Genomic DNA, 24,615 nt, shown 5'->3' on the forward strand with positions numbered 1-24,615 from the left:
AAGCCAAAGCCATGGAACAGAGAAAACAACTTTTGGACGAAATTGGCACATTGCTTGATACGTATTGCGTGGATTGTCTTTTAAAGCAGCACTTTCGCAAGGAATTCGGCAAAGCTTACGCCCATCAGTTTTGCATTGCACAGTGTACAGTAGGCCAGAAATTAAAAAAGATGGGAAACAAATTATCATAAAAGAAGAAAAAAATCCGCTAAAGCCAGCGGATTTTTTTATTTGCCTTTTTTCTTAAACTGGGTCGGAATTTTGGGATGCTTCTGTGATCTGATGCTCGCATTGCTGAAGAAGTTCTTTTTGGCGGGATAAAAAGGCTTCATCGGCACCGCTGATGATATCATTCCCGTCAAATTGCTGCCAGGCAGCCTGTATAGCCTTTTGGGCATTATTCAATGCGTCTTTATCAAGGCTCATGGTTGCGGAACCTGTCATCTTTTGTGCTGCTTGAACAGACATTTCAATCTGTTTTAAATCGTTGTATCCAGTATGAAGTTCAGAATGCTCATTGGTCATTATGATACACACCTCCTTGTTATAGAGTTGGAAAATAAAAAGAAATTATGCATCTGCAAATTAGAAGATGAAAAAAACGGAAAATAATGTTATTTTTGTATTAGGGTATTTTGGGTATAAAGATTTACATAATGTAAAAACAAGGAGATTATTGAAACCTTATGTCCTGTTTTCTGGGACCAAACGGGAAGGAGAGGGAAGATTTGAAAAACAAACATTTAGAAGAAAGCATTCGTTCCGCTTTTACTGAAATTTATAATGACCTGGATAAACTTGTATACATAGCGAACAACGCGAATGTATTTAATCATCTCGAAGTGAGGAGAATTGAGAATAAAATCAAGCAGAATATTAAGGCGTTGGAATATTTGATGGTAACGGGAAAATAGCAGCAAGAAAAAGGGGCTGAAAGTATTCAGCCCCTTTTTTATAGGTGAAATATAAATGTCAATAATTATATTTTCACAACGTTTGAAGCTTGCGGTCCGCGGTTTCCTTCAACAATTTCAAAGGAGACTTCCTGACCTTCTTCAAGGCTCTTAAAGCCTTCACCTTCAATAGCAGTGAAATGAACGAATACATCTTCGCCGCCTTCAACTTCAATGAAGCCAAAGCCTTTTTCATTGTTAAACCATTTTACTTTACCGTTTTGCATAGTACATAATCCTCCTGTTTCATGTAGCACAAGCGGTGCTATAAAAAGTTTTAATCATTTATTGACTAAATGATGCTTTAAATATACAACAAAAAAATATTGCGAGTCAAGGTGATGAAATAACGAAAAAACAGAAAAATTTATCCGTTGCTGCTGTGGGTTGTAAGGCCTTACATTATCTGATATGGTGAAAAAAAGGCACATTATTTTAATGGCAAAAGGCAGGGGACGCTAATGGAAAAAGAGAAGGAATGGACAAAATTGGCCGCCTCTTTATGGAATGAGCGGGCATCCTATTGGCACAGCAGCAGCCAAAATATGTGGGAAGAAGGGAGCAGGAAAAAAGCCGTTGCTTTTTTTGAGAAGTTTGTCCCAAAACAAGGAGAAGTGCTGGATATTGGCTGCGGTGACGGATATGGATCCTGGAAGCTGTACAAGGCAGGATACAAAGTGAAAGGAATTGACCTGTCAGAAGAAATGATTTCGCTCGCTAAAAAGCATGAAGTTCCGGAAAGGCTGACTTTTATGGAAGGAGATATGCTGCATCTGCCGTTTGAAGAGGAAAGGGCAGAGGGGATCATGGCGATAAATTGCATTGAATGGGTGCCTGATCCTCTGAAAGCTGTAAAGGGGATGCACAGAGTTTTAAAAAAAGAGGGGTATTTATGTGCGGCTGTGCTCGGGCCTTCAGCTGAGCCGCGAAAAGCAAGCTACGGCAGGCTCTATCACAAGCCGGCGGTTTGCAATACGATGATGCCTTGGGAGTTTAAACAGCTTGCAGAAGAAAATGGATTTAAGCTGAAAGCATATGAGCCAGTTTACAAAAGAGGGGTAAACAGCGAAATGGCTGATGCGCTTCCGGAAGTGCTTCGCCAGTCACTTTCTTTTTTATGTCTCTTTATGCTCCAAAAATGAAGCAAGGCCGAGACGGGCCTGTAATTTCCGCCATCCAAAGAAAAGGCCAAACGGCATAACCGTTTGGCACAGCTTAGGCTGTAAAATGATTGCTTTCTGTCAGAGGATGGTGAAACTCCATCCTCTCTTCTGCATCTTTCTCCTGATAAATCCATCCGGTGCAGGAAGAAAGAATACGATGATCTTTGCTGATGATGACAATTGCCATAAAAGGAAAATGCGATTGGCCCGTCCGAAAACGGTAATCGATAAACTTCACTTCATAGGCATGACCAATGTCTTTTACAGAAGGATAAACGAAATCGGTGCTTTTCAGAAAATGAATCGCATTTTTGGCGGTCCGTGCAAGCAGAATCAATTTTTCATCAAAGGCTTCTTTTTTAAAAGAATGGACCCAATTGACTTTTCCGTTGTATACATCACCTGAATAAATGCTGTCATCTGTCACAGCAGTTACCTTCCATCTGCTCCACTTCATTGTCGGAGCCATCATCACATTGGCCTGTCCGAAAGGAAAATCCTCTTGAATCTGTCTGGATAGCTTTCGGGAGGCATGCAGTCTTTCAGCCATATAGCCGCCAATGATAACATAAATGACAGTGAAAATAAGTGCTGGATGGCCGAAAAGCGCCCATAAAAGGAAGCCGGCTAAATGCAGAAACATCATGAAAGGATCAAATAATGGAATCGCATTGAGAGCAAGCCACTTTTTTGTAAAGGGGCGGCCTCCCTGAGTGCCGAACATATTAAATATATCAATAAAAACATGAAAAGCTGCCGCGAAAAGAGTCCAGCCGAACAAATGAAAAAAAGCGAGCGGCGAATGAAACAGCTGTATGATCCCTGAAAGAAGGATGGCCCAGATAAAAAGGGCAGGAATGGAATGGGATATGCCTCTGTGATGCTCAATGTACATCGCTTTTCCCTTTACAAGCTTGACCGCATAATCAAAATCTGGTGCATTAGAACCAAGGATTGTGCCTGCCATAACAGCATTTGCTAATACAGGATCTGCTGCGACTGCTGGATCAAGGTACGCAAGCCCTGCAAAACCTATTCCGAATGCAATATGAGTGCTAGTATCCATGAATAATCCCCCAAAAGTTGATGTTTCCCTTCATCCGAGGACCGCTCTTTTTATCTGTCTTTTTCTATTAATAGTAGTTAACAGAACCCTTGATTCTTTTCGTGCTTTGCATGGTTTCTGCTTCTTTTAGCAAATCATCCAAAATTACTTCAGAAGAGTTTGATAAATGAAGCTTGTGAATTTTATCTTTCATGGAGTTAAGCTTGGCATCGTCTTTGAAAACCTCTTCTACAGCATCGTAAATATCTTCATGCTTATACACCACAACAGCAGAGCCTGTGTCTTCAAAGAAAATGGCATTTTCTTTTTCCTGGCCTGGAACCGGCTTATACAAGATAACAGGAACGCCCAGTGCAGCCGCTTCGCTTAATGTAATGCCTCCTGGCTTCGTGATCATGCAAGAAGTAATATGGAACAGCTCATCGACATTCTCTACATAGCCGAGTGCTTTCATCCGGTCAGGATAGGCCTGTGCCAGAGGGCTGAGAGTATCTTTCAGCGTCTGGTTTTTCCCGCATACAACAATAATCTGAAGGTCTTCTTTTGCCAGAAAGTACTGGCATAATTCTTTAACATTTTTTAAAACGCCGTGAGCCCCTGCCATAATTAAGAGAGTTTTTTTATCACGGGAAAGACCGTATTTTTTGTGAAGATCTTCTTCTTTGGCCTCTTGTTCAAATTGAGGTCTGATTGGAATTCCAGTTACCTTTATTAGTGAAGGATGAATGCCAAGCTGGATAATCTTTTCCTTAACATGATTGGTTGCAACATAATACTTATCAATGTTTTCATGAACCCAGATCTTATGAAGGCAAAAATCCGTTAACACATTAAATGTAGGGATCACATTGCCGGTTTTTCTTCTGTATTCAGGAACAACAATCATGGGAAACGTGTTTATCAAAATATCCGGCTGTTCGGCTAGAATGATTTCATGCAGCTTTTTATGGCCGATTTTATAATAGAGATTCATCATTCTTTTGTTGTACATCTTGTCGACTCCATAATAAAACAAGCGGTAAAACTGCTTGCCGATGGAGAAACTCTTTAAATAGAGATATTGGGTAATTTCCGAAAATACCGGATGGGATTCTGAATATAAATCGCAGATTACCACATTATCGATTCCTTGCTTTTTGCATTGTTCATACATGGTATTGGCGACCTGCACATGCCCATTGCCATACCTGGCTGTCAATATTAATATCTTCGGATTGGAACTCAAAGTTTTCACCTCAATTTAATCAGGAGCTAAGAACATACCATCAAGTAGAAGAAACCGTGCTGTCCAATATATTCTTTAAACGGTTGCTCATGATTTTATTAGAAAACGGAAAAGCCGATTATAGACTTTCATAATTGGCAATTCATAAAACATTTTATCAAATATGACATGCGGATGTAAGATGTTTTTCGCGCGTCAGCCGTTTAGACGCTGATATTATTTCCACATATAAGGAGTTTCCTGATACACACAGTAGTTAAGCCAGTTGGAAAAAAGCAGGTTTGCATGCGATTTCCAGTATGCTGCAGGCTTGATTTCCTTATCATCTGTTATTATATAGTTTGCCGGAAGCTGAATATTTAAGCCTCTTTCCTTGTCCCTGCGATATTCTTCCAGAAGTGTTGTTTCCGTATATTCAGGATGTCCTGTCAGGAAAATCTGCTTGCCGTCTCTTGAAGCAGCGAGACAAACACCTGCCTCTTCTGATTCTGCGAGAAGCTTCAGTTCTGGATGCTTGGACAGCTCTTCTTTCTTTATATCTGTATGCCTAGAATGCGGGACATAGAATTCTTCATCAAACCCTCTGACAAGCTTTTCATGAGGATTGACTAATTTGTGCTTAAAGAGACCGAAGCATTTTTCGGGAAGCGGATGTTTTTGGACTCCGTAATGATAATAAAGCGCTGCTTGGGCACCCCAGCATATATGAAGGGTCGATGTCACATTTTCTTTTGACCACTCAAGTATAGACGTAAGTTCATCCCAATAGGTTACGTCTTCAAAAGGAAGCTGTTCCACAGGCGCTCCCGTAATAATCATACCGTCAAACTTCCGGTTCTTCACATCGTCGAAATTTTGGTAGAATTCATTCAAGTGCTGCGGTTCAGTATTTTTAGAAACGTGTGATTCTGTTTTTAAGAGAGCAATATTCACCTGCAGGGGCGTATTTCCAAGCAGGCGCAGCAGCTGGGTTTCGGTTTTTTCTTTCAGAGGCATCAGGTTGAAAATCAGAATATCAAGCGGCCTGATGTCCTGGCTGACCGCCCTTGATTCCTCCATCACGAAAATGTTTTCCTCTTCAAGTATCGCTTTTGCAGGCAGGCTGGCAGGTATGTTGATTGGCACCGCAATCACTCCGTTTCTTAAAAAGCTTTTATCCGTTTTTCTTTTCAAATCTATATCGGGTTTGTTTTTATTTAATCCTTAAAGGGGAAAGAGCCGAAACTGAATTCCCTGCAGGTACAGTCAGTTTTTGCATAAACCGTTTTTATGAAAGTGAAAATACTAGGATAAAAATCAGTCTATCCTATATGATGAATAAACGGCCTTTGCTGCTGTTTATCATCCCTTTTAGCATTAAACAAAATATACATACATAAAAGGAGCTGAATTTTTATGTTCCAGCCATTATCCGATTTGGAAATTGCCATGCAGGCTGAACTGAAACCAATACAGGAAATAGCCGGCGGAATGGACATCCTTCCAGATGAGCTCGAATTGTACGGCAAATATAAAGCAAAACTTTCTTTAAGCTTGCTCAGCCGCCTGCAAAGTAAAAATGAGGGCAGGCTGCTTCTTGTAACATCGATTAATCCTACACCTGCCGGGGAAGGGAAGTCAACTGTCACAGTAGGACTCGGGCAGGCTCTTAATAAAATAGGGAAAAAGGCAGTCATTGCCATGAGAGAGCCATCCCTTGGACCTGTAATGGGCCTTAAAGGGGGAGCAGCAGGAGGAGGCTACTCCCAAGTTCTTCCGATGGAAGAGATTAATTTACATTTTACAGGCGATTTACATGCCATTACAACCGCAAATAATGCTCTTTCTGCCTTTATCGACAATCATATTCATCAGGGAAACGGTCTGAAGATCGATGTGCGGAGAATTGTATGGAAACGCGTAGCTGATTTAAATGACAGGGCACTCCGCGAAGTGATCGTCGGCCTTGGCGGACCTGCCAATGGCATTCCAAGAGAAGATGGTTTTGATATTACCGTCGCTTCTGAAATCATGGCAGTCCTGTGTCTTTCAGACAGCCTTCATGACTTAAAAGAAAGACTTGGGAAAATGATAGCAGCCTACGATCACAATAAAAAACCTGTAACAGTCAAAGATCTCGGCTATGAGGGGGCGCTTGCCCTTCTGCTGAAGGATGCGCTAAAACCGAATCTTGTACAGACAGCCGAACAGACGCCGGCTATTATCCATGGCGGTCCTTTTGCAAATATCGCACACGGCTGCAACAGCCTGCTGGCGACGAAGATGGCGATGAAGCTTGGAGAATATGCAGTGACGGAAGCGGGCTTCGGTGCAGATTTAGGTGCGGAGAAATTTCTTCACATCAAATCACGGGCAGGCGGTATTAAGCCTGCAGCAGTAGTGATTGTGGCAACTGTAAGAGCGCTTAAAATGCATGGAGGAGTTCAGAAAGATCAGCTGAAGGATGAAAATGTGAATGCATTGCTGAAAGGGGCAGAAAATTTAGCGAAGCACATTGAAACGATCAAGGCATTCGGCCTGCCGTATGTTGTGGCAGTAAACCGTTTCACATCTGATTCCCAAAAAGAGCTTGATGCCATCCTTTCGTGGTGCCGGAGCCGCAAGCATCCAGCCGCTTTAACTGAAGTTTGGGAAAAAGGGGGCAATGGAGGGATCGAGCTCGCGAAAGCTGTTATAGCAGAGGCAGAAGCTTCCAATAAATCTTTTACCCCTTTGTATGACAATAATGAACCTTTGAAAAGCAAGATCGGCAAGATTGCCCAAATCGTTTATGGAGCATCAGAAGCGGTTTTTTCTTCAAAAGCAATAAAGCAAATGAAAGAAATTGAAGCGAACGGTTGGACCGGCCTTCCTGTCTGCATGGCCAAAACCCAGTATTCTCTATCAGACGATCCCCTGAAGCTCGGCCGGCCTGAGGGTTTTTCAATCGGGATCAGAGAGCTGAAGCCATCTGCAGGGGCAGGTTTTATTGTAGCGCTGACAGGGGAAATTCTAACGATGCCGGGACTGCCAAAAGAACCTTCTGCCCTGAAAATGAATGTAAGCAAAGAAGGCAAAGCGGAGGGGCTTTTTTAATCATGTTTGATCCAACTATTTTTGATAACCTGAAAGTGCTTCTTGAAGGAGCAGTGTATGATTTAGATTTAAACGGCGACTTGGTGGTTCAGGAACGAAAAGATCTTGTAAACCTTGCAGATATGTCGAGACAGTACAGGATCAAATTTTCAGGGAATAAAGGGAAAAGTGAACAAGCTGTCGAATTTGAATTATCAATGGCGAATGAAGCCATGCAGAAAGAATGGAACGGTCTGGCCGTTCACACTGGATGCCGAATATTTTTACTCTTTACTTATCAGGAGGCTCTTTCAGAAGAAGGCATGCCTGAGGAACAGAGAATCAGAGAAATTTGGGGAGACGAGGTTTCCATTTCTCATCAGATTTCCATAGAGAAGACCCCAGCCGGAAAAATCCAAAAATCTCATTTAATAAAGCTGGATTTTGGCAGGCTTATTAATGAGGACAATGCAGAGGATTTAGAAAAAATGGTTAGGTTTGCATTAGTTACTCTTGAAAAATAAACCAGCTTGCAGAAGCAGAGGAGGCAGGAAATGACAATCTATGATTTTGAAGCCAAAACAATTGACGGTACAGTTGAATCACTTTCAGAATACAAGGGAAAAGTGCTTTTAATCGTTAATACAGCAAGCAAATGCGGCTTTACACCTCAGTTCAAGCAGCTACAGGAGCTGTATGAAAAACATGCAGGCGAAGGTTTTGAGATATTGGGATTTCCATGCAACCAATTTATGAACCAGGATCCTGCAGCAGAGGATGAAATTTTGAGCTTTTGCCAGAAAAACTATGGAGTTTCCTTTAAAATGTTTTCCAAAGTTGACGTTAATGGAGAAAACGCCCATCCGCTATTTGTTTATTTAACAGAACAGCTTCCCGGGATGCTTGGCCTTAAAGGAATCAAATGGAACTTCACAAAGTTTCTGATCAGCAAGGACGGAGAACCTATTGAAAGGTTTTCGCCCAACACAAACCCGCTGGACATAGAAACACAGATTGAACAGCTGCTGCTGGAAAATCCGGCAATCCGCTAAAAAGTCAGCCGTTAATTAAGAAGCCTTAGTGCTTCTTTTTCTTTTGGCTATACCAATGTTAACAGAGCCTTTTTAAAAAGTGAGTGTTTCAATATAAAGGAAAAGAAAAGATGAAAAGAGGAGCAGGCAGCATGATGAAGGAAATCATTCTAACAGTTGAACGGCAAGTGAAAGAAAGACTCTGGCAGGAAGAGAGCGGACATGATTGGCATCATATTGACAGGGTGAGGAATCTAGCCATTCTTCTTGCAAAAGAAGAGGGAGCCGATAGAGAAATTGCGGAGCTTGCCGCTTTGCTGCATGATCTGCCCGATGAAAAAATGAGCCAGGACAGGTCCCTTTCCCTGTCAGAAATAGCTCTCTGGCTGAAAGAACTGAATGTAACAGAACAGGCAAATGACCATGTTTGCCGTATTCTCAGCACCATTTCCTTTAAAGGCACAGGAGCATCTGTCCCTCTGACACTGGAAGGAAGAATTGTGCAGGATGCTGACAGGCTGGACGCCATTGGGGCTATTGGAACCGCGCGGGCTTTTTTGTATGCAGGGTCAAAAGGCCACTCTCTCCACGCTGAAGAAAGTGTGCCGCGGGAGAATATGACGAAGGAAGAATACAGGCTGCAGCCCTCAACTGCCATCAGCCATTTTTATGAAAAACTGCTCAAGCTGAAAAGCTTGATGAATACGGATGCCGCTAAAGTAATGGCTGAGGAGCGGCATGCTTTCATGCTCACATTTCTAGATCAGTTTTATAAAGAATGGAAGGAAGCAGGCAATATCACCCACAAGGAGTAAAAGGAGCATCATTCGTCCTGTGTGCCATCCTATGCTAAGATATAAGGAGATAGATGGAATGAAAGCAATGGACCAAAATATACTTTAATGCAGGTGATGAAAATGAAGATCGTGTCAATTGAGCCTACACCAAGCCCGAATACGATGAAAATTCTTTTGGATGAAGAGCTTCCTGCCGGTAAGAGCAGCAATTATAAAAAAGATCAGAGGGAAGAAGCTCCTGAAATAATCGGCTCCATTTTAGCGATTGACGGGGTAAAAGGCGTTTACCATGTGGCGGATTTTCTGGCAGTAGAAAGAAATGCAAAATTTGACTGGAAGGAAATTCTGCCTAAAGTCAGGAACTGCTTTGGCGAAGATGAGCATGAAGCAGAATCAGGCGCCGGCATGCTGGATGGATTTGGGGAAATAAGGGTATTTATCCAATTTTTTAACGGCATCCCTATGCAGATTAAGCTGTCAGACAGTGAAGAAGAGCGAAGATACCCGCTTGCTGAACGCTTTCAGCAGGCTATCTTAGACTTGCAGAATCAGTCTGCCAATGTTGTGCTGAACAGAGAATGGAAAGAGCAGGGTGTCCGGTACGGTGACTTTGATGAAATAGGGAAAGATGTGGCGGAAGAAATTTCAGCAGCATACAGTCCTGAACGCCTGAAAAGACTTGCATCTAAACAGACGGAAAAAGAATCCGGGATGCCAAAACCAAGAAGCGCCTATCCGGTATCTTTGGAAATGCTGGACGAGCCTGACTGGAGAACCCGCTATGCCCATATGGATCAGATGGAGCCTGACCTTAACAGCCTCCCCATTCTTAACAAAGCCCTTGATGATGAAAAAGCCAGCATCAGAAGGCTTGCTGCCGTCTATCTCGGAATGATTGAAGATCAGGCTGTTCTTCCTTATTTATATAAGGCGCTCACTGACAAATCAGTTACTGTGAGAAGAACGGCAGGAGACTGTCTGTCTGATCTTGGTTTTGAAGAAGCAGAAAAGGCAATGATGGATGCATTAAAAGACTCAAGCAAGCTTGTAAGATGGCGGGCCGCCATGTTCCTATATGAAACAGGAACAGATCAGTCTCTTGCAGCATTGAAGGAAGCAGAAGATGACCCTGAATTTGAAGTAAGCCTTCAGGTAAAGATGGCCATTGAACGGATTCAGGGAGGCGAAGAAGCAAAAGGCTCTGTGTGGAAGCAAATGACAGAAAGCAGACAAAGAAACATATAACCAAGAGGCTTGTTTTAGCGGTGCTGCCGCAAAACAGGCCTCTTTTTTCATGATCAAATAGCCAGGTTTGTAAGGGTTTTCATATATTCTGTATAATCCAAATGTTTAGAATATTATTGAAAAATAAAAAAGAAAGCTCTATAGTAGTATACAATAATCATTTTTGGAGGGATTGCGATGGCAAAGGATTTGAGAATTCGAAGCAAAGCGATAAGTGAAGGAGCAACACGCGTGCCGAATAGAGCGATGCTTCGGGCAACAGGGTTCCAGGATGAGGATTTTTTAAAGCCGATGATTGGAGTTGCCAGCACCTGGAGCGAAGTAACACCCTGCAATATACATATTGATGAACTCGCAAGAAGAGCAAAGGCCGGCATTAAGGATGCTGGCGGTGCAGGAATGATTTTTAACACGATTACTGTTTCAGACGGGATTTCAATGGGCACGCCTGGAATGCGTTATTCTTTGCCGAGCAGGGAAGTTATTGCCGATTCAATTGAAACAGTTGCCGGTGCAGAAAATTTGGATGCGTATGTGGCGATCGGCGGCTGTGACAAAAATATGCCTGGCTGTATGATCGCGATAGCAAGATCAGAGATTCCTTCCCTCTTTGTCTATGGAGGAACCATTCAGCCTGGCAAGCTCGATGGGAAAGATATTGATATTGTTTCAGCGTTTGAAGGGGTTGGAAAATACAATAAGGAAGATATCGGCAGGGATGAGCTGCATCAAATAGAATGCCATGCCTGTCCAGGTGCAGGATCCTGCGGCGGCATGTATACAGCTAATACAATGGCATCTGCCATTGAAGCCATGGGGATGAGCCTTCCGGGAAGCTCCTCCAATCCAGCTCAGTCAGAGCGGAAGCTGGAAGACTGCTATGATGCCGGACGTGCTGTTTATCATCTTTTGGAAAGCGATATTTATCCGAAAGACATTATGACGAAAAAAGCATTTGAAAACAGTATTTCAATTGTCATGGCCTTAGGCGGTTCAACAAATGCCATCCTGCATTTATTGGCGATTGCCCATGCCATTGACGTAGATTTAACATTGGATGATTTTGAACGGATTCAAAAAAAAGTGCCTCATATCGCTGATCTGAAACCGAGCGGGAAATATGTCATGCAGGATCTGCATGAAGCAGGCGGCATCCCGGCTGTAATGAAGCTTCTGCTTGAACACGGCTATCTTCATGGGGACTGCCTGACTGTCACCGGAAAAACGGTTGCAGAGAACCTGGAAAATGAAAAAGGCTTTACTGAAGGGCAAAAAGTTATTGTTGACCCTGCGGAACCTTTTAGAAAAGAAGGTCCGCTTGTGATCTTAAAGGGGAATCTGGCTCCGGACGGCGCAGTAGCGAAAGTATCTGGATTAAAATCAACCTCTCTGACAGGGCCTGCAAAGGTATTTGACAGCGAGCCGGAGGCTACAGAAGCAGTGCTCAGCGGGCAGGTGAAGGATGGCGATGTGATTGTGATCCGTTATGAAGGGCCAAAAGGCGGCCCTGGAATGCCGGAAATGCTTTCCCTGTCCGGCATTCTTGTAGGAAAAGGGCTCGGCGAAACAGTGGCGCTGCTGACAGATGGCCGGTTTTCAGGAGGCACGCACGGCCTTGTCGTCGGCCATATTGCTCCTGAAGCCCAGTCAGGCGGTCCAATTGCTCTTATTGAAACAGGAGATGTTGTCACAGTTGACAGTGAAAAAAGACTGCTGAGTGTTCATGTATCAGATGAAGTGCTCGAAGAAAGAAGAAGAGCGTGGAGAGCGCCTGAGCTGATAAAACGGGGCGTGCTCGGCAAGTATGCGAGAACCGTTTCCTGTGCTTCAAGAGGTGCAGTAACAGATGACTTTACAGAAGCAGGCGAACCGCAAAAGGTGCGTTAATCATTTGCCACTGCTTTTGAACTGTAGTATTCTTTCTATACAGAAGCATCAATAGGAGGGAATTACTGCTATGTCAATGGCATATGAAGAATATATGAAGCAGATTGTAAAGCCGATGAGAGAAGAACTCACAAGGGCTGATTTTACAGAACTGACATCACCGGAAGAAGTGGAATCGTTTATAGAGGGCGCAAAAGGAACAGCGTTTGTTGTCGTTAATTCTGTCTGCGGGTGTGCTGCAGGGCTTGCAAGGCCAGCTGCAGTTCAGGCTGTCATGCATACAGATCATAAACCGGATCAGCTCGTAACGGTCTTTGCCGGACAGGATAAGGAAGCAACGGCAAAAATGAGAGAATACTTTGAAGGATATGAACCATCTTCTCCTTCAATGGCGGTATTGAAAGATGGAAAAGTCGCGCATTTTGTTCCCCGCCATGACATTGAAGGGAATTCTATGGAAAATATTATGGAAGGCCTTTTAAATGCCTTTCAAGCCCATTGCTGAAAATTTAAAAAAACATTGGATGTCCCTTTTGGGGCATCCTTTTTCAGGCGCTGAATGAATCGCCTGCAGGAGGATACCGAATGATCTTTACCACAGGAGGAAGAACGGATACGGAGGGAAAAGCAGAAGCAAAGCGCATCGCTAATAGTCTGAACATTCCTTTCATCGAACGAAAAAAGCAGCCGCTCAATGAAATGATGGAGAAATACCGCACGCCGGTCATTGTTGCAGGAAAGAAAAGAATAGAATGCCATACGCCAGGAAGTGAGGAACCTCTCTTTTTTCATCCGAACAGCGCAATGTTCCGGGTGAAGCGGCTGTTGAGAGGCGAAGCCGATCCATTTATTGAGGCGTGCGGGATTAAGAGCGGGACAAAACTTTTGGATTGTACAATGGGGCTTGGCGCTGACAGCATGACAGCAAGCTTTGCAGCAGGAGACAGAGGCAAAGTAACAGGCATTGAGGAAAATTCCATTGTGGCGTTTCTCACAGCAGCAGGCCTTTCAGGATACGAATCAGGCCTTGAAGAATTGGACAAGGCAATGAGAAGAGTGGAGACGGTTAACTGTCATCATCTGGATTTCCTGAAATCCTGCAGCAGCGGCCAATATGATGTTATTTACTTTGATCCTATGTTTGAAGAGGAAATTCTTGAGTCCTCAAACTTCTCTCCATTAAAGCCGCTAGCGAGCTATGCCCCATTATTAATAGAAAGTGTTGAGCTTGCAAAGAAAGCTGCGAAGGAAAGGGTAGTTCTGAAAGATCATTTTAGAAGCGGAAGATTTGCTGAGCTCGGCTTCCGGCAGCTGAAGAGAAAATCAGCGAAATTCCACTATGGTGTTATAGACTTGCAATGAAAAACAGAAACTATCTCAGGAAGAGGTGGTGAAGAACATGCCAAAAGGAAAAAGCGATCCTTCAAAATCTGCCCTCGGTTCTCCCAATGTAGAAGGACAGGGCACAACAGCTTCTGAAGAAGGCGCAAAAAGATCATCTTCATTGAATAAGCAAAAACGGAAATAAAAAAACGGATCTGCCGGCAAGTGCGGGCAGATCCGTTTTTTAATCTGTCATTTCCATATAAATAAAATAAACAAGAGTCAGAATGCTGGCGCCTGCCAGGAGCGCATGATACATTTCGCCACCTCTTTTGCTGGAATTTTCAGTCATTTCTCTATTTATTGTACCCTCTTTCTATAGCAGAGGAAAAGAGGTGTCTTTAAAATTCTTCACAAAATATTTGATGTTCTGCCATGTTTGTCCTCTCTTATATGGTAATATGAAATTAAAAAAGGTGAGAGGAGGAGCTGAAATGAGCGCACAGCTTCGAAAAATGCTGGTTATTCTGTTTTCCATCTTTACCTTAGGGCTGGTCGCTCCTCCCCAAGCCCTACTTGCAAAGGAAGCGCATACAGAACATTCTTCTGTCATCCAGGAAGATGATGCTTCCTTTCGGGAATCGGAATATGAGTGGACGGAAGAGGATTTGCACCGATTATACAGGCAGGCGGATGAACAGTCCTATTTGAAATTCGGGGGCAAAGTCGGACCTGTCATTGATGCGGAATTCAGAGCAATCATTCTGCCCAAAATAGAAGAGGCAATAGAAGAAACCCTTCTTTCTGCTAACAAAACCAATATTGCTATATCAAAAAAACCCGGCAAGGGAAAAAGCGAAAAAATATTCCATATTTATGACACTGAAACAGGGGAAGACATGATCAGGTTTCATGTAAGAATTGACCATCCTCCGAAGAACGGCTATTGGTTTAATTTTCATTATCATACCGAAAATGATGGATTTCAGGCCCATCATGAACTCGGAAGTATTTATTGGGATAAAAACACACCGCCTGGGTGGATGAACGGCGGACAAATGCTTCAATGAAATGCTATGAAAATAGCATTTTTCTTTTTGCATAAAGCTTAACAGATTTTTCTCAAACAAGTATAATAGGTGATAGTGTTATTTTAGGAGGAGGATGTTTTTTGGGTTTTTTTGAAGGAATTCTTCATACTTATTCCCAGTTTTTCAACGGGCATATGTGGGTCGAAGCATTGTCTAACCCGGTTAACTGGGGATTGATAGGAACACTGGTTATACTGGAAGGGCTATTATCAGCGGATAACGCGCTTGTTCTCGCTGTTATGGTTAAGCCGCTTCCGCCGGAAAAAAGAAAAAAAGCCCTTTTCTATGGTCTGATCGGAGCTTATTTGTTCCGTTTCATCGCCATCGGAATAGGAGTTTATCTGATTCAGCTTTCATGGGTAAAGATACTTGGCGCAGCTTATCTCGCCTGGCTGTCCATTAAGTATTTTATCGATAAACGTAAAGGTGAAGAAGGGGAAGATCCTGAAGAGGAAGCAAAGCTTTCGAAGAAAGGCCTCCTGACCAGAATGTTCGGCACATTTTGGGGTACTGTCGTTTCTGTTGAACTGATGGATATCGCCTTTTCTGTTGATAGTGTGCTTGCTGCCTTTGGTGTGAGCGAGAAGATCTGGGTTCTGCTCATCGGTGGAATGCTCGGCGTTCTCATGATGCGCGGAGTGGCCGGTCTGTTCTTAAAACTGATCGAAAAAGTGCCGGAACTGGAAACAACAGCTTATCTTTTGATTGCCATCATTGCAATTAAAATGGCGCTGTCTGTCGCGGGTATTGAAATTCCGCACGCTGTTTTCTTTATCATCCTTATTGTGATGTTCGGCGGAACATTTATTGTGAACAAAATGAAGAGTTCCGGTAAACAGGAAAAAAGATCCAATCCTTAAAACAAGGCTCTGTTAAAGAGGAAAATTGAATTTTTCACACCTGTTGATTGGAGTGGCAGGCGGGAGACTCCTGCGGGAGAAGCGGGACAGGTGAGACCCCGCAGGCGCTAAGGCGCCGAGGAGGCGCGGACGCCTGAAACGGAAATCAACAGCCAAATTTAACAGAACCTAAAACAAAAAAGCTTGCCGGTTACAATCCGGCAAGCTTTTTTCATTACAATGGAATTTTAAAAATGCCCGACAAAAACAAATGCCGCAATCAACCCGGCTGTAATCAGCCCGTCAATAACAAGAAATTCAATTCTGCTTGTATTGGAAAAGTATTCTTCCCATTCTTCACTGCTGAGCTGCTGGTATTTTTCTTTCATAGGCATCCTCTATCACACTTTCTGCTGTTGATTGTTGTATGGTGTGCCATTATTATTCTATTCAGGAGTGCACAGGTTTGATTCTTTTCTTTATACTCGACAAAAAGGGATTTTTCTATACTGGTTTGATACAATAGAAAAATGAATAAACGGAAAGGCGTGAGGAAATGAAGCAATATCTTGATCTTTGCCGGCACATTCTTGAGAATGGCTCATTAAAAGAAGACCGGACAGGCACTGGGACCATCAGCTCGTTCGGATATCAAATGCGGTTTGATTTAAGCGAAGGATTCCCGCTTGTCACAACAAAAAAACTGCACCTGAAATCCATTATCCATGAACTGCTTTGGTTTATTGCAGGAGATACCAATGTAAAGTACCTCCAGGATAATGGAGTGAGGATCTGGAATGAATGGGCAGATGAAAACGGCGAACTGGGACCAGTTTACGGCCATCAGTGGCGTTCATGGGAAGGGGCAAACGGTAAAACCGTTGACCAGCTTAAAGAGGTAATAGAAAAGATCAAAACAAGCCCAGATTCTAGAAGACTGCTTGTAACTGCCTGGAATCCCGCTGATGCAGAGGACATGGCTCTGCCGCCGTGCCACTGCTTGTTTCAATTTTACGTATCAGACGGGAAGCTCTCCTGCCAGCTTTATCAGCGATCAGCTGATGTCTTTTTGGGGGTGCCGTTCAACATCGCCTCTTATGCGCTTTTAACTCTGATGGCAGCACAGGTATCAGGTCTTCAGCCGGGAGAATTTATCCATTCGTTTGGAGATGTTCACATCTATAAAAACCATGTAGAACAGGTAAAGCTGCAGCTGGAAAGAGAACCAAAAAAATTGCCAGTTATGAAGCTGAATCATAATGTCACTTCGCTCTTTGATTTTACATATGAAGATTTTACACTCGAAGACTATGATCCCCATCCGCACATAGCAGGGAAGGTTAGTGTATGATCTCTTTTTTGCTTGCTATGGACGAAAACAGGGTGATTGGGAAAAATAACGATCTTCCGTGGCGCCTGCCGGCTGATCTGGCTTATTTTAAAAGGATTACGATGGGGCACAAAATTGTGATGGGGCGCAAAACGTTTGAATCAATGGGAAGGCCTCTTCCAGGAAGAGAAAACCTGGTTGTCACAAGAAATGGCGATTTTCAGAGAGAGGGAGTAAAAGTTATTGATTCCCCTGCATTATTCGGCCAAGAGGCGATGGGAAAAGAGGAAGAAATTTTTGTCATCGGCGGTGAAGAAATTTTCCGCCTGTTCCTGCCATATTGCCAAAAGCTTTATATTACGGAAATTCATCATGCATTTGAAGGCGATCGCCGTTTTCCAGAGATGGACATGAGCGATTGGGAAGTAATTTCGCGGGTAAAAGGGGAAAGAAACGAAAAAAATCCTTACGACTACGAGTTTTTAGTCTATAAGAAAGCATAAAAAAACAGGCCGCTGATTCGGCCTGTTTTTTTGTATCAGTGAAGCATTGGAGCGGCATCGAGAGCAAAGTAAAGAATGCAAAAGAACATTGCTGCACTGCCGGCTAAAACGAATCCATGCCAGATCGCATGGTGAAAGGGAATTTTCCTCCAAACATAAAAGATAGAACCGACGGAGTAGAGAATGCCTCCGATAAGAAGCAGCATAAAACCGTTCATGGACAACCCGTCATACAGCGGCTTTACTGCTATCAGAATCATCCAGCCCATAGCCAGATACAATAGAGTGGAAAGGACGACAAACCGTTTGACAAAATAAATTTTAAAAATGATCCCGGCCAGTGTCAGTCCCCAGACAATTCCGAGCAGCGTCCATCCAAGCGTTCCTCTTAAAGGTCCAAGCAATAGCGGTGTATAGGTCCCGGCAATTAAAAGGTAAATGGCTGAGTGGTCCAGAATTTCAAATACATTTTTTGTTTTCTTATGCTGAATGCTGTGGAGCAATGTTGAGAACAAATATAAAAGAAGCATAGACACGCCAAAGATGGTAAACCCGGCAACATCTATCGCGTCCCCGTATTTCACAGACTGAATAATCAGCATGACAAGCGCCGGTATACTGAGCAAAACGCCGATTCCATGAGTAATGGCGTTCACAATTTCTTCTTTTAATGTATATTCCATATTATTCACTCCTTTGTATGGCTTGCAGGTTAACAGAAAGGGAATGAAGAAAATCCATTCCTTCAGAAGTAATTTTCGTTCCTGCTCTTCCTCTGCCCTTTGCCACATAATGGTGTTTTTCAAGAAAATCAAGCCTGTGTCTAACCTGCTGATTCGATAATGGTGTGCTTGAATCCTTGCTTTTTTCGGCTACAATTCTTCTGCTTGCAGGCTCGCCGGTTTCGTTGCAATCTTTAATCGTATCAAGAATAAAATGAAATTCTCTTTTATCCATCACCGTGAGCTCTATTTCATTTTGCGGCTTTGCTTTTTTTTCTTTTCCCTTGGAGATATATGTTTGCGGCAGGTCATGAAGCTGAATGCTCACCCCGTCATAAACAGTAAGCATGTAGTCAACCGCATTTTTCAGCTCGCGCACGTTTCCCTTCCATTCTATGGCGCTCAGCGCTTTAATAACAGCATCATCCATTCTGACCTTTTTGCCGGATTGATTTAAAAACGCCTGAACAAGGAGCGGAATATCAGACTTTCGTTCATCAAGGGATGGAACCATAAGCGTCAGGACGTTAAGCCGGTAATAAAGATCAGGACGGAAAGATCCTTGCTGGGCTAATTTTGCCAAGTCGCTGTTGGTTGCAGCGATGATTCTTGTTTTAACTGGAATAATCTTTGAGCCTCCGACTCTTCGGACCTCTTGTTCTTCCAGAACCCTTAAAAGAGCTGCCTGAAGTTCGCGGGGAATATCGCCGATCTCATCCAGGAAAATTGTTCCGCCGTCAGCCTGTTCAAAAATGCCCTTTTTCCCGCCTTTTCTGGCACCTGTAAAAGCAGCTTCCTCATAGCCGAAAAGCTCGCTTTCCAAAAGGGTGGGGGAGAACGCCGAGCAGTTCACCGCAACAAAAGGGCCTTTGCTGCAGGCAGAAGCCAGGTGAATCGCCTGGGCAAAAAGCTCTTTTCCTGATCCGGTCGGTCCCTGAATTAAAATGGGATGGAGACTTCCGGCAAGTTTACCCGCAATGGTTCTGGCATCAAGCATTTTTGGATGGTTTCCAATAATATCATCAAATGTGTATTTCGCGATAAAGCCGTTTTGCTTAATTTCTTTTCGGGCTGTGTGCTCTGTTTCGATCGCCTTGCTTACACTTGAAAAAGAGGCAACGGCTCCCCCGTCTTCAAGATAAGTCCGTGTGACCACATATCCGTTTTGGTGAAGCGAAAAAAATTGTTTCTCCATTGTGCTGTGAAAGATAAAATCAGCTACTTCAACAGGCAAATAGTTCTCTGCAGAATCTCCGATAGCAGCCGTTTTTTTTAAGCCGAGAATTTCGGCAAGCTGTTTGTTGAAAAGCAGCAGCCGGCCATCCTTGCCGGCTGCAAGAATTCCTTCATCCACATGATCGACAATGTGAGTAAGTGTCCGGCTTGTTTTTTCAGCCTCGCATTCGGCTTCATGAAGCTTTTTGGCTACAGTTATCAGGTTTTTAGCATAGCGGGAGGAAATAATTCCAGTCAGGCCATCAAGCTCCAACAGCTCCAGCAAGCGGATAAATGTTGAAAGATCGATGAGCCTTACCCCGATGTCCGTCACGTTTTTTATGTAAGAAGGCACATATGCCGCCTCACCTGGGGTAATCGCTGTTTTGATATCATCATGATATTTGTTTTTCGGATGGAACGGAATATATTCAAGATGATTCAGACCAAGTTCGATCAAGAGGTCTGCGAGCTCTGCTGCTGATTCGTTGTGATCATTCACCACAAGGATTTTTTCTCCCTGTGGAAGCCTGAAAAGCTTTTCTAATGATTGATAATGCAGCGTTCTTTGTGCAGTAAGGACCGCTTTGCAGTCTTTGGCAAGTTGGCTGTATTCTTTTCTCAAGCTTTCTGATGAAAATAAGACAATCCCAGCGGTTACAGGTTCTGGATTGCTTTCATCTGCTGCTGAGCTTTCAATGCGCACCAGCCCGTTAAGAATAGTTGATAGCTGTTTATGCAGTTCAAGTCTTGTTTGGTTGGTTCCTGTTATGAGTGTCAGTAAGGGAAGGGTCATATGCCATCTCCTATTATAATCTGCTTTTATCATAACACCCAATTGCACCTAATTGGAACCAATTCTTTTTTAAAGTTTTTGCTGCTTAAATATTACATTCTGTTTGAAGGCTCTTCATCATTTTAGAGTAAAGGCCCGGCTCTTCAAAATCAGATGCTTCCCAATTGTCTTCTATCCATTTTATTAATTCCTGTTTGCTATTGAATACCTCGCCGCTCGTATCTTCTTTGCGGATACAGTAAATTCCGCTGTCTTCATCGTTAGTCACGACGCATGGAGAGGCGCTTTGCCTGCTCTTCAAGTAATAGTCCATTCTCATCAGCCTCCATTTGTAGTTTGCCGGATCTGCAGGAGGAATATGTGAGAAGCTTTTATCGTTAAATGTTTGTAAAATTCATCAATTGACTGTTAATTTGAAATATTCATGCTATAATGGCAAATTATAAAACCGTTTCAGAAAGGGTCTTGCTATGAATCCTCAAACAGCCAGGAACATCATTCAGGTAGAAGAAATCCTTAAAGCTCATCATCAATTAAAGGACATTGTCCTGCATACCCCTCTTGAAAGAGACAAAAGGCTTTCTGACAAATATCAGTGCAATCTTTATTTGAAAAGGGAAGATCTTCAGACTGTAAGATCATTTAAAATCAGAGGGGCTTATTATAAAATCAGATCCCTGAAAAAAGAACAAACAGTTAATGGAATCGTCTGTGCAAGTGCCGGAAACCACGCTCAGGGAGTAGCCTATTCGTGCAGAAGGCTTCAAATCCACGGGAAAATATTTATGCCGTCTACAACCCCGAGGCAGAAGGTTTCACAGGTTGAGCTTTTCGGAGGAGAATATACCGACATTATTCTTTATGGAGACACTTTTGACGATTCGTATAATGAAGCTGTAAAATGCCAGCTGAAAGAAAACCGGGAGTTCATCCATCCATTTGATGATGAAAAAGTAATAGCCGGCCAAGGGACGGCAGCAGTAGAGATTATGAATGACTTGAAAGAACCTGTAGATATGGTCATCGCAGCAGTCGGAGGGGGAGGGCTTATTTCCGGAATCGGTTCTTATATTAAGTCTGTCTCGCCATTAACTAAAATTATCGGGGCAGAACCGGAAGGAGCCGCCTCCTTTACAGCTGCGAGAAAGTCCGGAGAAATTATCACTCTTCCGAAAATTGATAAGTTCGTTGACGGAGCCGCTGTTCAAAAAATCGGAGAACTGCCATTTCATATCGGACAGGAGGTTGTGGATGATGTCATCCTTGTTCCGGAAGGGAAAGTCTGTTCTTCGATCCTGGCGTTATACAATGATAACGCCATTGTGGCAGAGCCTGCAGGTGCGCTTCCGGTTGCTGCACTGGATTTCATTCGAGAAGAGATAAAAGGCAAAACAGTTGTCTGCATTATCAGCGGCGGCAACAATGACATCGGGCGAATGCAGGAAATGAAAGACCGCTCTATGATATACGAAGGACTGCAGCACTATTTCATCGTGAATTTTCCCCAAAGAGCCGGTGCGCTAAGAGAGTTTTTAGATGAAGTGCTTGGTCCTGATGATGATATTACACGCTTTGAATATACGAAAAAAAATAATAAAGAAAACGGCCCGGCACTTGTCGGAATTGAATTAAAGTCAAGGGAAGATTACGATCCGCTTCTCTTAAGGCTTGACAGAAAAGGGTTTCCATATAAAGAAGTCAATAAAGATAAAGACCTGTTTCACCTGCTTATTTAAATGCTGAATTTTTTTGGCTGAGGGAGAATTAGACAGACTTCGGCATTAGATTGGGGTATAATAGAGAAAACGGTTAAAAAAAGAGGATTGATATTTTGTTATTCAAAAGCCTGGAGTTCAAACGCAAGGATGGACAGAAGGTAAAAGTTTTGGAGATTCCTGTATTGGAGGAAGATAACAATTATCGCTTTATTGTAGACGTCAGGCTGCAGACTTTTCTGACAGCGGTGTACAACAAACCGGATAAGAAAATGGTGTATTCTTTTAGGGATTACTTGAAGAAAGCCGTTAAGTGGCATGACTATGAAGCGATTTTTCAATCTGACATTTTAAAACATAATGCTTAACAGGAAGGCCCTTTAAAAGGGCCTTCTTTTTTAGGGATACTGCTTGAAAGCTTGATTTTGAAACGACTGTTAGGCATTCCTCCTCATTTTCTTTCTTGTCCAAGCAGGTGCTGAGGTGTCTTCATATGCTAGAAGGAAATGTCAACTGGCAAATTGTTTTGTCTGCTTTTGGTGAATTGTGTATGAAACAGCCGCAACAATCGGTATAATACAGGTTAACTAGTTTGATGGGATGTGAGTATTTGCAGAAGGTTAAAATTGTAACAGACTCGACTATGGACTTAGATCAGGAATTGATCAGCAAGTATGGCATAGAAGTTGTGCCGCTGACACTGAGTATTGATGGCAAACTTTATACAGACAGGGTAGATATCAGTCCCTTGGAGTTTATAGATAAAATGGAGCAGGCAGAAGAGCTTCCAAAGAGTTCTCAGCCGTCTGCCGGAGCCTTTGTTGCTGTTTATGAAAGGCTTGTTCAAGAAGGATTTGAAGTTATTTCCATTCACATGACTGGAGGCATGAGCGGAACAGTCCGTTCGGCAGAATGTGCGGCTGAAATGACGGAAGGCGACATTACTGTGATAGACTCCCAGTTCATTTCTAAAGCCCTTGGCTTCCAAGTAACAGAGGCGGCAAGGCTTGCAATGGAAGGAGCGTCCAAAACAGAAATCATTGAAAGAACGGCTGCCATCAGAAATGGAAGCCGCCTGTACGTGTCAGTTGATACACTGGATAATCTCGTAAAGGGCGGCCGAATCGGCAAAGGAAAAGCAATGATCGGCTCGCTGCTTCACATTAAACCGATAGCAAGTCTTGAAGATGGGGTGTACACACCTGTCACAAAGGTAAGAAGCAGGTCGCAGGTTGTTAAATTTTTGGCCAGACAATTCGCTGAAGATATAAAAGGAAAAACGGCAAAGGCGATTGGCATAGCGCATGCAGACGCTCTTGAGCTTGCAGCTGATCTGAAAAATGCTGTTCTGCAGATTTGTCCAGGGGTAAACGTTGATATCTCTTATACTACACCTATTGTGTCCACACATACAGGCAGAGGAGCCGTTGGATTTATGTTCTTTGCTGAATAGCAGCAAAAAGAAGCCCGCGTCAGACCGGCTTCTTTTTTTTGCCTTAAAGGCTTAATCCAGATTAGTTTCGCCTGTCTGAATATTTTAGTGTTTAAATAATTGCAAGAACCTTGCTGTAGCTTACATATAAATTAAAAATGGTGCTTTGCGCAAGTAATTCTAAGGAAATAAGACAGTCTTTTTTATCACCTAAATTTGAGGGAGAGAGAAAATGAAAAATATCCTCTTCTTTTCTGATTTCGGAATAGATGATCTTGCAGCAGCCATATATGCGCTGTACGATCAGGACATTAATATAATAGGCATTGTCGCTGATTATGGAAATGTATCCAAACGGGATGCAGCAAGAAATGCGGTTTACTTGCAGGAGGTTTCCGGAAAGTTCGAAATTCCGGTCTACGGAGGGGCTGAAAGTGCTCTTACAGGGGAAAAGCCGGAATACTATCCCGAAATCCATGGGCCCGCAGGATTTGGGCCGATCATACCTAAGCCTGTTAACGGAATCGGGCTTTTTGAAAACTTTTATGAAGTGACCAGCTTAATTGCGAAGTATGGAAACAATGTCACCATTGTGAATGTTGGAAGACTCACATCGCTTGCTACTGCGTTTTTGCTTTATCCAAAGTCACTTTCTCAAATCTCGGATATTTTCCTGATGGGTGGGGCCTTTTTTTATCCCGGCAATATTACACCTGCCGCGGAAGCTAATTTTTACAGTGATCCCGTTGCAGCGAATATTGTTCTGACACTTGGGAAACCGATTACCATTATTCCTTTAAATGTGACAAACAGGGCGATTTTAACACAGCACCAGGTAGACGGGCTTGATGCTGTTTTCCGCCGCAAAGGAGAAAAAGCCGGCCAGCTTCTGAAACCGCTGCTCGATTATTATTCAGCTTATTACAAAAGAACTGTACCGGGGATACAAGGCGGCCCCCTGCACGATGTTTTAACGCTATGGTCCAGTGTGAACGAAGACGCCTTTACATTTGCAAAAAAGCCCGTTAAAGTTGTGGCAGAAAACGGACCTGCAAGGGGCTTGAGCATTGCTGATTTCAGACCTTACAAGAAACTGGCAGAATATCCTGTTCACAGGATCGCGCTTGATTTTGATGAACATTACTATACTTCAAGCATCTTGTCAGCTTTTGAAAAAGGACTGCCTCAGCAGCATAGGTATTAAATGTAAAATATTATGTAATCTATG

At 43.1% G+C, this 24,615-nt stretch carries 29 protein-coding genes; 20 read left to right on the forward strand and 9 right to left on the reverse strand.

Annotated elements, in window-relative coordinates:
• Window positions 1-11 precede the first annotated feature (11 nt).
• Window positions 12-191, forward strand: coding sequence for a zinc-finger domain-containing protein (locus LRR81_RS04285; RefSeq protein ID WP_231788045.1), 180 nt, complete (start codon window positions 12-14; stop codon window positions 189-191).
• Between the two features lie 52 nt (window positions 192-243).
• Here LRR81_RS04285 and LRR81_RS04290 read toward each other — a convergent pair whose 3' ends face one another.
• Complete coding sequence (locus LRR81_RS04290; protein WP_231788046.1) at window positions 244-525, reverse strand: DUF2564 family protein; 282 nt, start codon at window positions 523-525, stop codon at window positions 244-246.
• Between the two features lie 203 nt (window positions 526-728).
• Here LRR81_RS04290 and LRR81_RS04295 point away from each other — a divergent pair, with 203 nt between their 5' ends.
• Window positions 729-914 (forward strand): hypothetical protein, encoded by a 186-nt coding sequence (locus LRR81_RS04295; protein ID WP_231788047.1) that lies wholly within the window; start codon window positions 729-731, stop codon window positions 912-914.
• Window positions 915-979: 65 nt separating this feature from the next.
• Here LRR81_RS04295 and cspD read toward each other — a convergent pair whose 3' ends face one another.
• On the reverse strand, window positions 980-1,180 hold the full coding sequence (cspD, locus tag LRR81_RS04300) for a cold-shock protein CspD (protein WP_231788048.1): 201 nt from the start codon (window positions 1,178-1,180) through the stop codon (window positions 980-982).
• A 234-nt stretch (window positions 1,181-1,414) separates the two neighbouring features.
• On the opposite strand from cspD, the gene LRR81_RS04305 reads away from it, so the two are divergent.
• Window positions 1,415-2,095 (forward strand): class I SAM-dependent methyltransferase, encoded by a 681-nt coding sequence (locus tag LRR81_RS04305; protein WP_231788049.1) that lies wholly within the window; start codon window positions 1,415-1,417, stop codon window positions 2,093-2,095.
• A gap of 73 nt (window positions 2,096-2,168) precedes the next feature.
• Here the strand turns inward: LRR81_RS04305 and LRR81_RS04310 are convergent, their stop codons facing one another.
• From LRR81_RS04310 to metA, 3 genes are all read right to left on the reverse strand, one after another.
• On the reverse strand, window positions 2,169-3,182 hold the full coding sequence (locus tag LRR81_RS04310) for a metal-dependent hydrolase (RefSeq protein ID WP_231788050.1): 1,014 nt from the start codon (window positions 3,180-3,182) through the stop codon (window positions 2,169-2,171).
• Window positions 3,183-3,249: 67 nt separating this feature from the next.
• On the reverse strand, window positions 3,250-4,407 hold the full coding sequence (locus LRR81_RS04315) for a diglucosyl diacylglycerol synthase (protein WP_231788051.1): 1,158 nt from the start codon (window positions 4,405-4,407) through the stop codon (window positions 3,250-3,252).
• Between the two features lie 216 nt (window positions 4,408-4,623).
• Window positions 4,624-5,532: a homoserine O-acetyltransferase MetA gene (metA, locus tag LRR81_RS04320; protein WP_231788052.1), complete on the reverse strand. Its 909-nt coding sequence runs from the start codon at window positions 5,530-5,532 to the stop codon at window positions 4,624-4,626.
• Window positions 5,533-5,802: 270 nt separating this feature from the next.
• Here metA and LRR81_RS04325 point away from each other — a divergent pair, with 270 nt between their 5' ends.
• The 11 genes from LRR81_RS04325 to LRR81_RS04375 all read left to right on the forward strand — a co-directional run bounded on the left by LRR81_RS04325 (window position 5,803) and on the right by LRR81_RS04375 (window position 15,695).
• Entirely contained in the window at window positions 5,803-7,482 is a 1,680-nt protein-coding gene (locus tag LRR81_RS04325) for a formate--tetrahydrofolate ligase (protein ID WP_231788053.1), read from the forward strand.
• A 2-nt stretch (window positions 7,483-7,484) separates the two neighbouring features.
• Entirely contained in the window at window positions 7,485-7,985 is a 501-nt protein-coding gene (locus LRR81_RS04330; RefSeq protein WP_231788054.1) for a hypothetical protein, read from the forward strand.
• A 30-nt stretch (window positions 7,986-8,015) separates the two neighbouring features.
• Entirely contained in the window at window positions 8,016-8,513 is a 498-nt protein-coding gene (locus LRR81_RS04335) for a glutathione peroxidase (protein ID WP_231788055.1), read from the forward strand.
• A gap of 110 nt (window positions 8,514-8,623) precedes the next feature.
• Window positions 8,624-9,307, forward strand: a complete 684-nt coding sequence (locus LRR81_RS04340) for an HD domain-containing protein (protein ID WP_408631579.1) — start codon at window positions 8,624-8,626, stop codon at window positions 9,305-9,307.
• A gap of 102 nt (window positions 9,308-9,409) precedes the next feature.
• A complete protein-coding gene (locus tag LRR81_RS04345; RefSeq protein ID WP_231788056.1) occupies window positions 9,410-10,534 on the forward strand; it encodes a conserved virulence factor C family protein in 1,125 nt (374 codons plus the stop codon).
• A gap of 177 nt (window positions 10,535-10,711) precedes the next feature.
• Window positions 10,712-12,421, forward strand: a complete 1,710-nt coding sequence (ilvD, locus tag LRR81_RS04350; protein WP_231788057.1) for a dihydroxy-acid dehydratase — start codon at window positions 10,712-10,714, stop codon at window positions 12,419-12,421.
• A gap of 70 nt (window positions 12,422-12,491) precedes the next feature.
• On the forward strand, window positions 12,492-12,926 hold the full coding sequence (locus LRR81_RS04355; protein ID WP_231788058.1) for a BrxA/BrxB family bacilliredoxin: 435 nt from the start codon (window positions 12,492-12,494) through the stop codon (window positions 12,924-12,926).
• An 80-nt stretch (window positions 12,927-13,006) separates the two neighbouring features.
• Entirely contained in the window at window positions 13,007-13,783 is a 777-nt protein-coding gene (locus LRR81_RS04360) for a class I SAM-dependent methyltransferase (RefSeq protein WP_231788059.1), read from the forward strand.
• A 37-nt stretch (window positions 13,784-13,820) separates the two neighbouring features.
• Window positions 13,821-13,949 (forward strand): YuzL family protein, encoded by a 129-nt coding sequence (locus LRR81_RS04365; RefSeq protein WP_231788060.1) that lies wholly within the window; start codon window positions 13,821-13,823, stop codon window positions 13,947-13,949.
• Window positions 13,950-14,238: 289 nt separating this feature from the next.
• The gene (locus tag LRR81_RS04370; protein WP_231788061.1) at window positions 14,239-14,814 is read left to right on the forward strand and encodes a YpjP family protein; all 576 of its coding nucleotides are present in this window, start codon (window positions 14,239-14,241) and stop codon (window positions 14,812-14,814) included.
• Between the two features lie 101 nt (window positions 14,815-14,915).
• Complete coding sequence (locus tag LRR81_RS04375; RefSeq protein WP_231788062.1) at window positions 14,916-15,695, forward strand: TerC family protein; 780 nt, start codon at window positions 14,916-14,918, stop codon at window positions 15,693-15,695.
• Between the two features lie 227 nt (window positions 15,696-15,922).
• Here LRR81_RS04375 and LRR81_RS04380 read toward each other — a convergent pair whose 3' ends face one another.
• Complete coding sequence (locus LRR81_RS04380; protein WP_231788063.1) at window positions 15,923-16,063, reverse strand: hypothetical protein; 141 nt, start codon at window positions 16,061-16,063, stop codon at window positions 15,923-15,925.
• Between the two features lie 167 nt (window positions 16,064-16,230).
• Between LRR81_RS04380 and LRR81_RS04385 the strand changes: the two genes are divergently transcribed.
• Both LRR81_RS04385 and LRR81_RS04390 read left to right on the forward strand, forming a co-directional pair.
• Entirely contained in the window at window positions 16,231-17,025 is a 795-nt protein-coding gene (locus tag LRR81_RS04385) for a thymidylate synthase (RefSeq protein ID WP_231788064.1), read from the forward strand.
• A complete protein-coding gene (locus LRR81_RS04390) occupies window positions 17,022-17,507 on the forward strand; it encodes a dihydrofolate reductase (protein ID WP_231788065.1) in 486 nt (161 codons plus the stop codon). The genes LRR81_RS04385 and LRR81_RS04390 overlap by 4 nt, the downstream gene beginning before the upstream one ends.
• A gap of 35 nt (window positions 17,508-17,542) precedes the next feature.
• On the opposite strand, the gene trhA is transcribed toward LRR81_RS04390, so the two are convergent.
• The 3 genes from trhA to LRR81_RS04405 all read right to left on the reverse strand — a co-directional run bounded on the left by trhA (window position 17,543) and on the right by LRR81_RS04405 (window position 20,553).
• On the reverse strand, window positions 17,543-18,190 hold the full coding sequence (gene trhA, locus LRR81_RS04395) for a PAQR family membrane homeostasis protein TrhA (protein ID WP_231788066.1): 648 nt from the start codon (window positions 18,188-18,190) through the stop codon (window positions 17,543-17,545).
• A gap of 1 nt (window position 18,191) precedes the next feature.
• The gene (locus LRR81_RS04400; protein ID WP_231788067.1) at window positions 18,192-20,240 is read right to left on the reverse strand and encodes a sigma 54-interacting transcriptional regulator; all 2,049 of its coding nucleotides are present in this window, start codon (window positions 20,238-20,240) and stop codon (window positions 18,192-18,194) included.
• Between the two features lie 85 nt (window positions 20,241-20,325).
• Entirely contained in the window at window positions 20,326-20,553 is a 228-nt protein-coding gene (locus LRR81_RS04405) for a hypothetical protein (protein ID WP_231788068.1), read from the reverse strand.
• A gap of 157 nt (window positions 20,554-20,710) precedes the next feature.
• Between LRR81_RS04405 and ilvA the strand changes: the two genes are divergently transcribed.
• The 4 genes from ilvA to LRR81_RS04425 all read left to right on the forward strand — a co-directional run bounded on the left by ilvA (window position 20,711) and on the right by LRR81_RS04425 (window position 24,591).
• The gene (gene ilvA, locus LRR81_RS04410; RefSeq protein ID WP_231788069.1) at window positions 20,711-21,976 is read left to right on the forward strand and encodes a threonine ammonia-lyase IlvA; all 1,266 of its coding nucleotides are present in this window, start codon (window positions 20,711-20,713) and stop codon (window positions 21,974-21,976) included.
• 95 nt (window positions 21,977-22,071) lie between these two features.
• The gene (locus tag LRR81_RS04415) at window positions 22,072-22,323 is read left to right on the forward strand and encodes a DUF2535 family protein (RefSeq protein WP_231788070.1); all 252 of its coding nucleotides are present in this window, start codon (window positions 22,072-22,074) and stop codon (window positions 22,321-22,323) included.
• A 242-nt stretch (window positions 22,324-22,565) separates the two neighbouring features.
• Window positions 22,566-23,408, forward strand: a complete 843-nt coding sequence (locus LRR81_RS04420; RefSeq protein ID WP_231788071.1) for a DegV family protein — start codon at window positions 22,566-22,568, stop codon at window positions 23,406-23,408.
• 211 nt (window positions 23,409-23,619) lie between these two features.
• Window positions 23,620-24,591, forward strand: a complete 972-nt coding sequence (locus LRR81_RS04425) for a nucleoside hydrolase (RefSeq protein ID WP_231788072.1) — start codon at window positions 23,620-23,622, stop codon at window positions 24,589-24,591.
• Window positions 24,592-24,615 lie beyond the last annotated feature (24 nt).

This window comes from Metabacillus kandeliae (assembly GCF_021166585.1).
Taxonomy (GTDB): Bacteria; Bacillota; Bacilli; order Bacillales; family Bacillaceae; genus Metabacillus_B; species Metabacillus_B kandeliae.

Bases quoted from the DNA above. Each gene is read 5' to 3' on its own strand.
- LRR81_RS04365 (WP_231788060.1), top strand. From the start codon at position 13,821: ATGCCAAAAGGAAAAAGCGATCCTTCAAAATCTGCCCTCGGTTCTCCC.
- LRR81_RS04330 (WP_231788054.1), top strand. From the start codon at position 7,485: ATGTTTGATCCAACTATTTTTGATAACCTGAAAGTGCTTCTTGAAGGA.
- LRR81_RS04370 (WP_231788061.1), top strand. From the start codon at position 14,239: ATGAGCGCACAGCTTCGAAAAATGCTGGTTATTCTGTTTTCCATCTTT.
- LRR81_RS04355 (WP_231788058.1), top strand. From the start codon at position 12,492: ATGTCAATGGCATATGAAGAATATATGAAGCAGATTGTAAAGCCGATG.
- LRR81_RS04425 (WP_231788072.1), top strand. From the start codon at position 23,620: ATGAAAAATATCCTCTTCTTTTCTGATTTCGGAATAGATGATCTTGCA.
- LRR81_RS04325 (WP_231788053.1), top strand. From the start codon at position 5,803: ATGTTCCAGCCATTATCCGATTTGGAAATTGCCATGCAGGCTGAACTG.
- LRR81_RS04405 (WP_231788068.1), bottom strand. From the start codon at position 20,553: ATGGACTATTACTTGAAGAGCAGGCAAAGCGCCTCTCCATGCGTCGTG.
- LRR81_RS04390 (WP_231788065.1), top strand. From the start codon at position 17,022: ATGATCTCTTTTTTGCTTGCTATGGACGAAAACAGGGTGATTGGGAAA.
- LRR81_RS04360 (WP_231788059.1), top strand. From the start codon at position 13,007: ATGATCTTTACCACAGGAGGAAGAACGGATACGGAGGGAAAAGCAGAA.
- LRR81_RS04285 (WP_231788045.1), top strand. From the start codon at position 12: ATGGAACAGAGAAAACAACTTTTGGACGAAATTGGCACATTGCTTGAT.
- ilvA (WP_231788069.1), top strand. From the start codon at position 20,711: ATGAATCCTCAAACAGCCAGGAACATCATTCAGGTAGAAGAAATCCTT.
- cspD (WP_231788048.1), bottom strand. From the start codon at position 1,180: ATGCAAAACGGTAAAGTAAAATGGTTTAACAATGAAAAAGGCTTTGGC.
- trhA (WP_231788066.1), bottom strand. From the start codon at position 18,190: ATGGAATATACATTAAAAGAAGAAATTGTGAACGCCATTACTCATGGA.
- LRR81_RS04305 (WP_231788049.1), top strand. From the start codon at position 1,415: ATGGAAAAAGAGAAGGAATGGACAAAATTGGCCGCCTCTTTATGGAAT.
- ilvD (WP_231788057.1), top strand. From the start codon at position 10,712: ATGGCAAAGGATTTGAGAATTCGAAGCAAAGCGATAAGTGAAGGAGCA.
- LRR81_RS04400 (WP_231788067.1), bottom strand. From the start codon at position 20,240: ATGACCCTTCCCTTACTGACACTCATAACAGGAACCAACCAAACAAGA.
- LRR81_RS04380 (WP_231788063.1), bottom strand. From the start codon at position 16,063: ATGAAAGAAAAATACCAGCAGCTCAGCAGTGAAGAATGGGAAGAATAC.
- LRR81_RS04340 (WP_408631579.1), top strand. From the start codon at position 8,624: ATGAAAAGAGGAGCAGGCAGCATGATGAAGGAAATCATTCTAACAGTT.
- LRR81_RS04310 (WP_231788050.1), bottom strand. From the start codon at position 3,182: ATGGATACTAGCACTCATATTGCATTCGGAATAGGTTTTGCAGGGCTT.
- LRR81_RS04290 (WP_231788046.1), bottom strand. From the start codon at position 525: ATGACCAATGAGCATTCTGAACTTCATACTGGATACAACGATTTAAAA.
- LRR81_RS04345 (WP_231788056.1), top strand. From the start codon at position 9,410: ATGAAGATCGTGTCAATTGAGCCTACACCAAGCCCGAATACGATGAAA.
- LRR81_RS04335 (WP_231788055.1), top strand. From the start codon at position 8,016: ATGACAATCTATGATTTTGAAGCCAAAACAATTGACGGTACAGTTGAA.
- LRR81_RS04385 (WP_231788064.1), top strand. From the start codon at position 16,231: ATGAAGCAATATCTTGATCTTTGCCGGCACATTCTTGAGAATGGCTCA.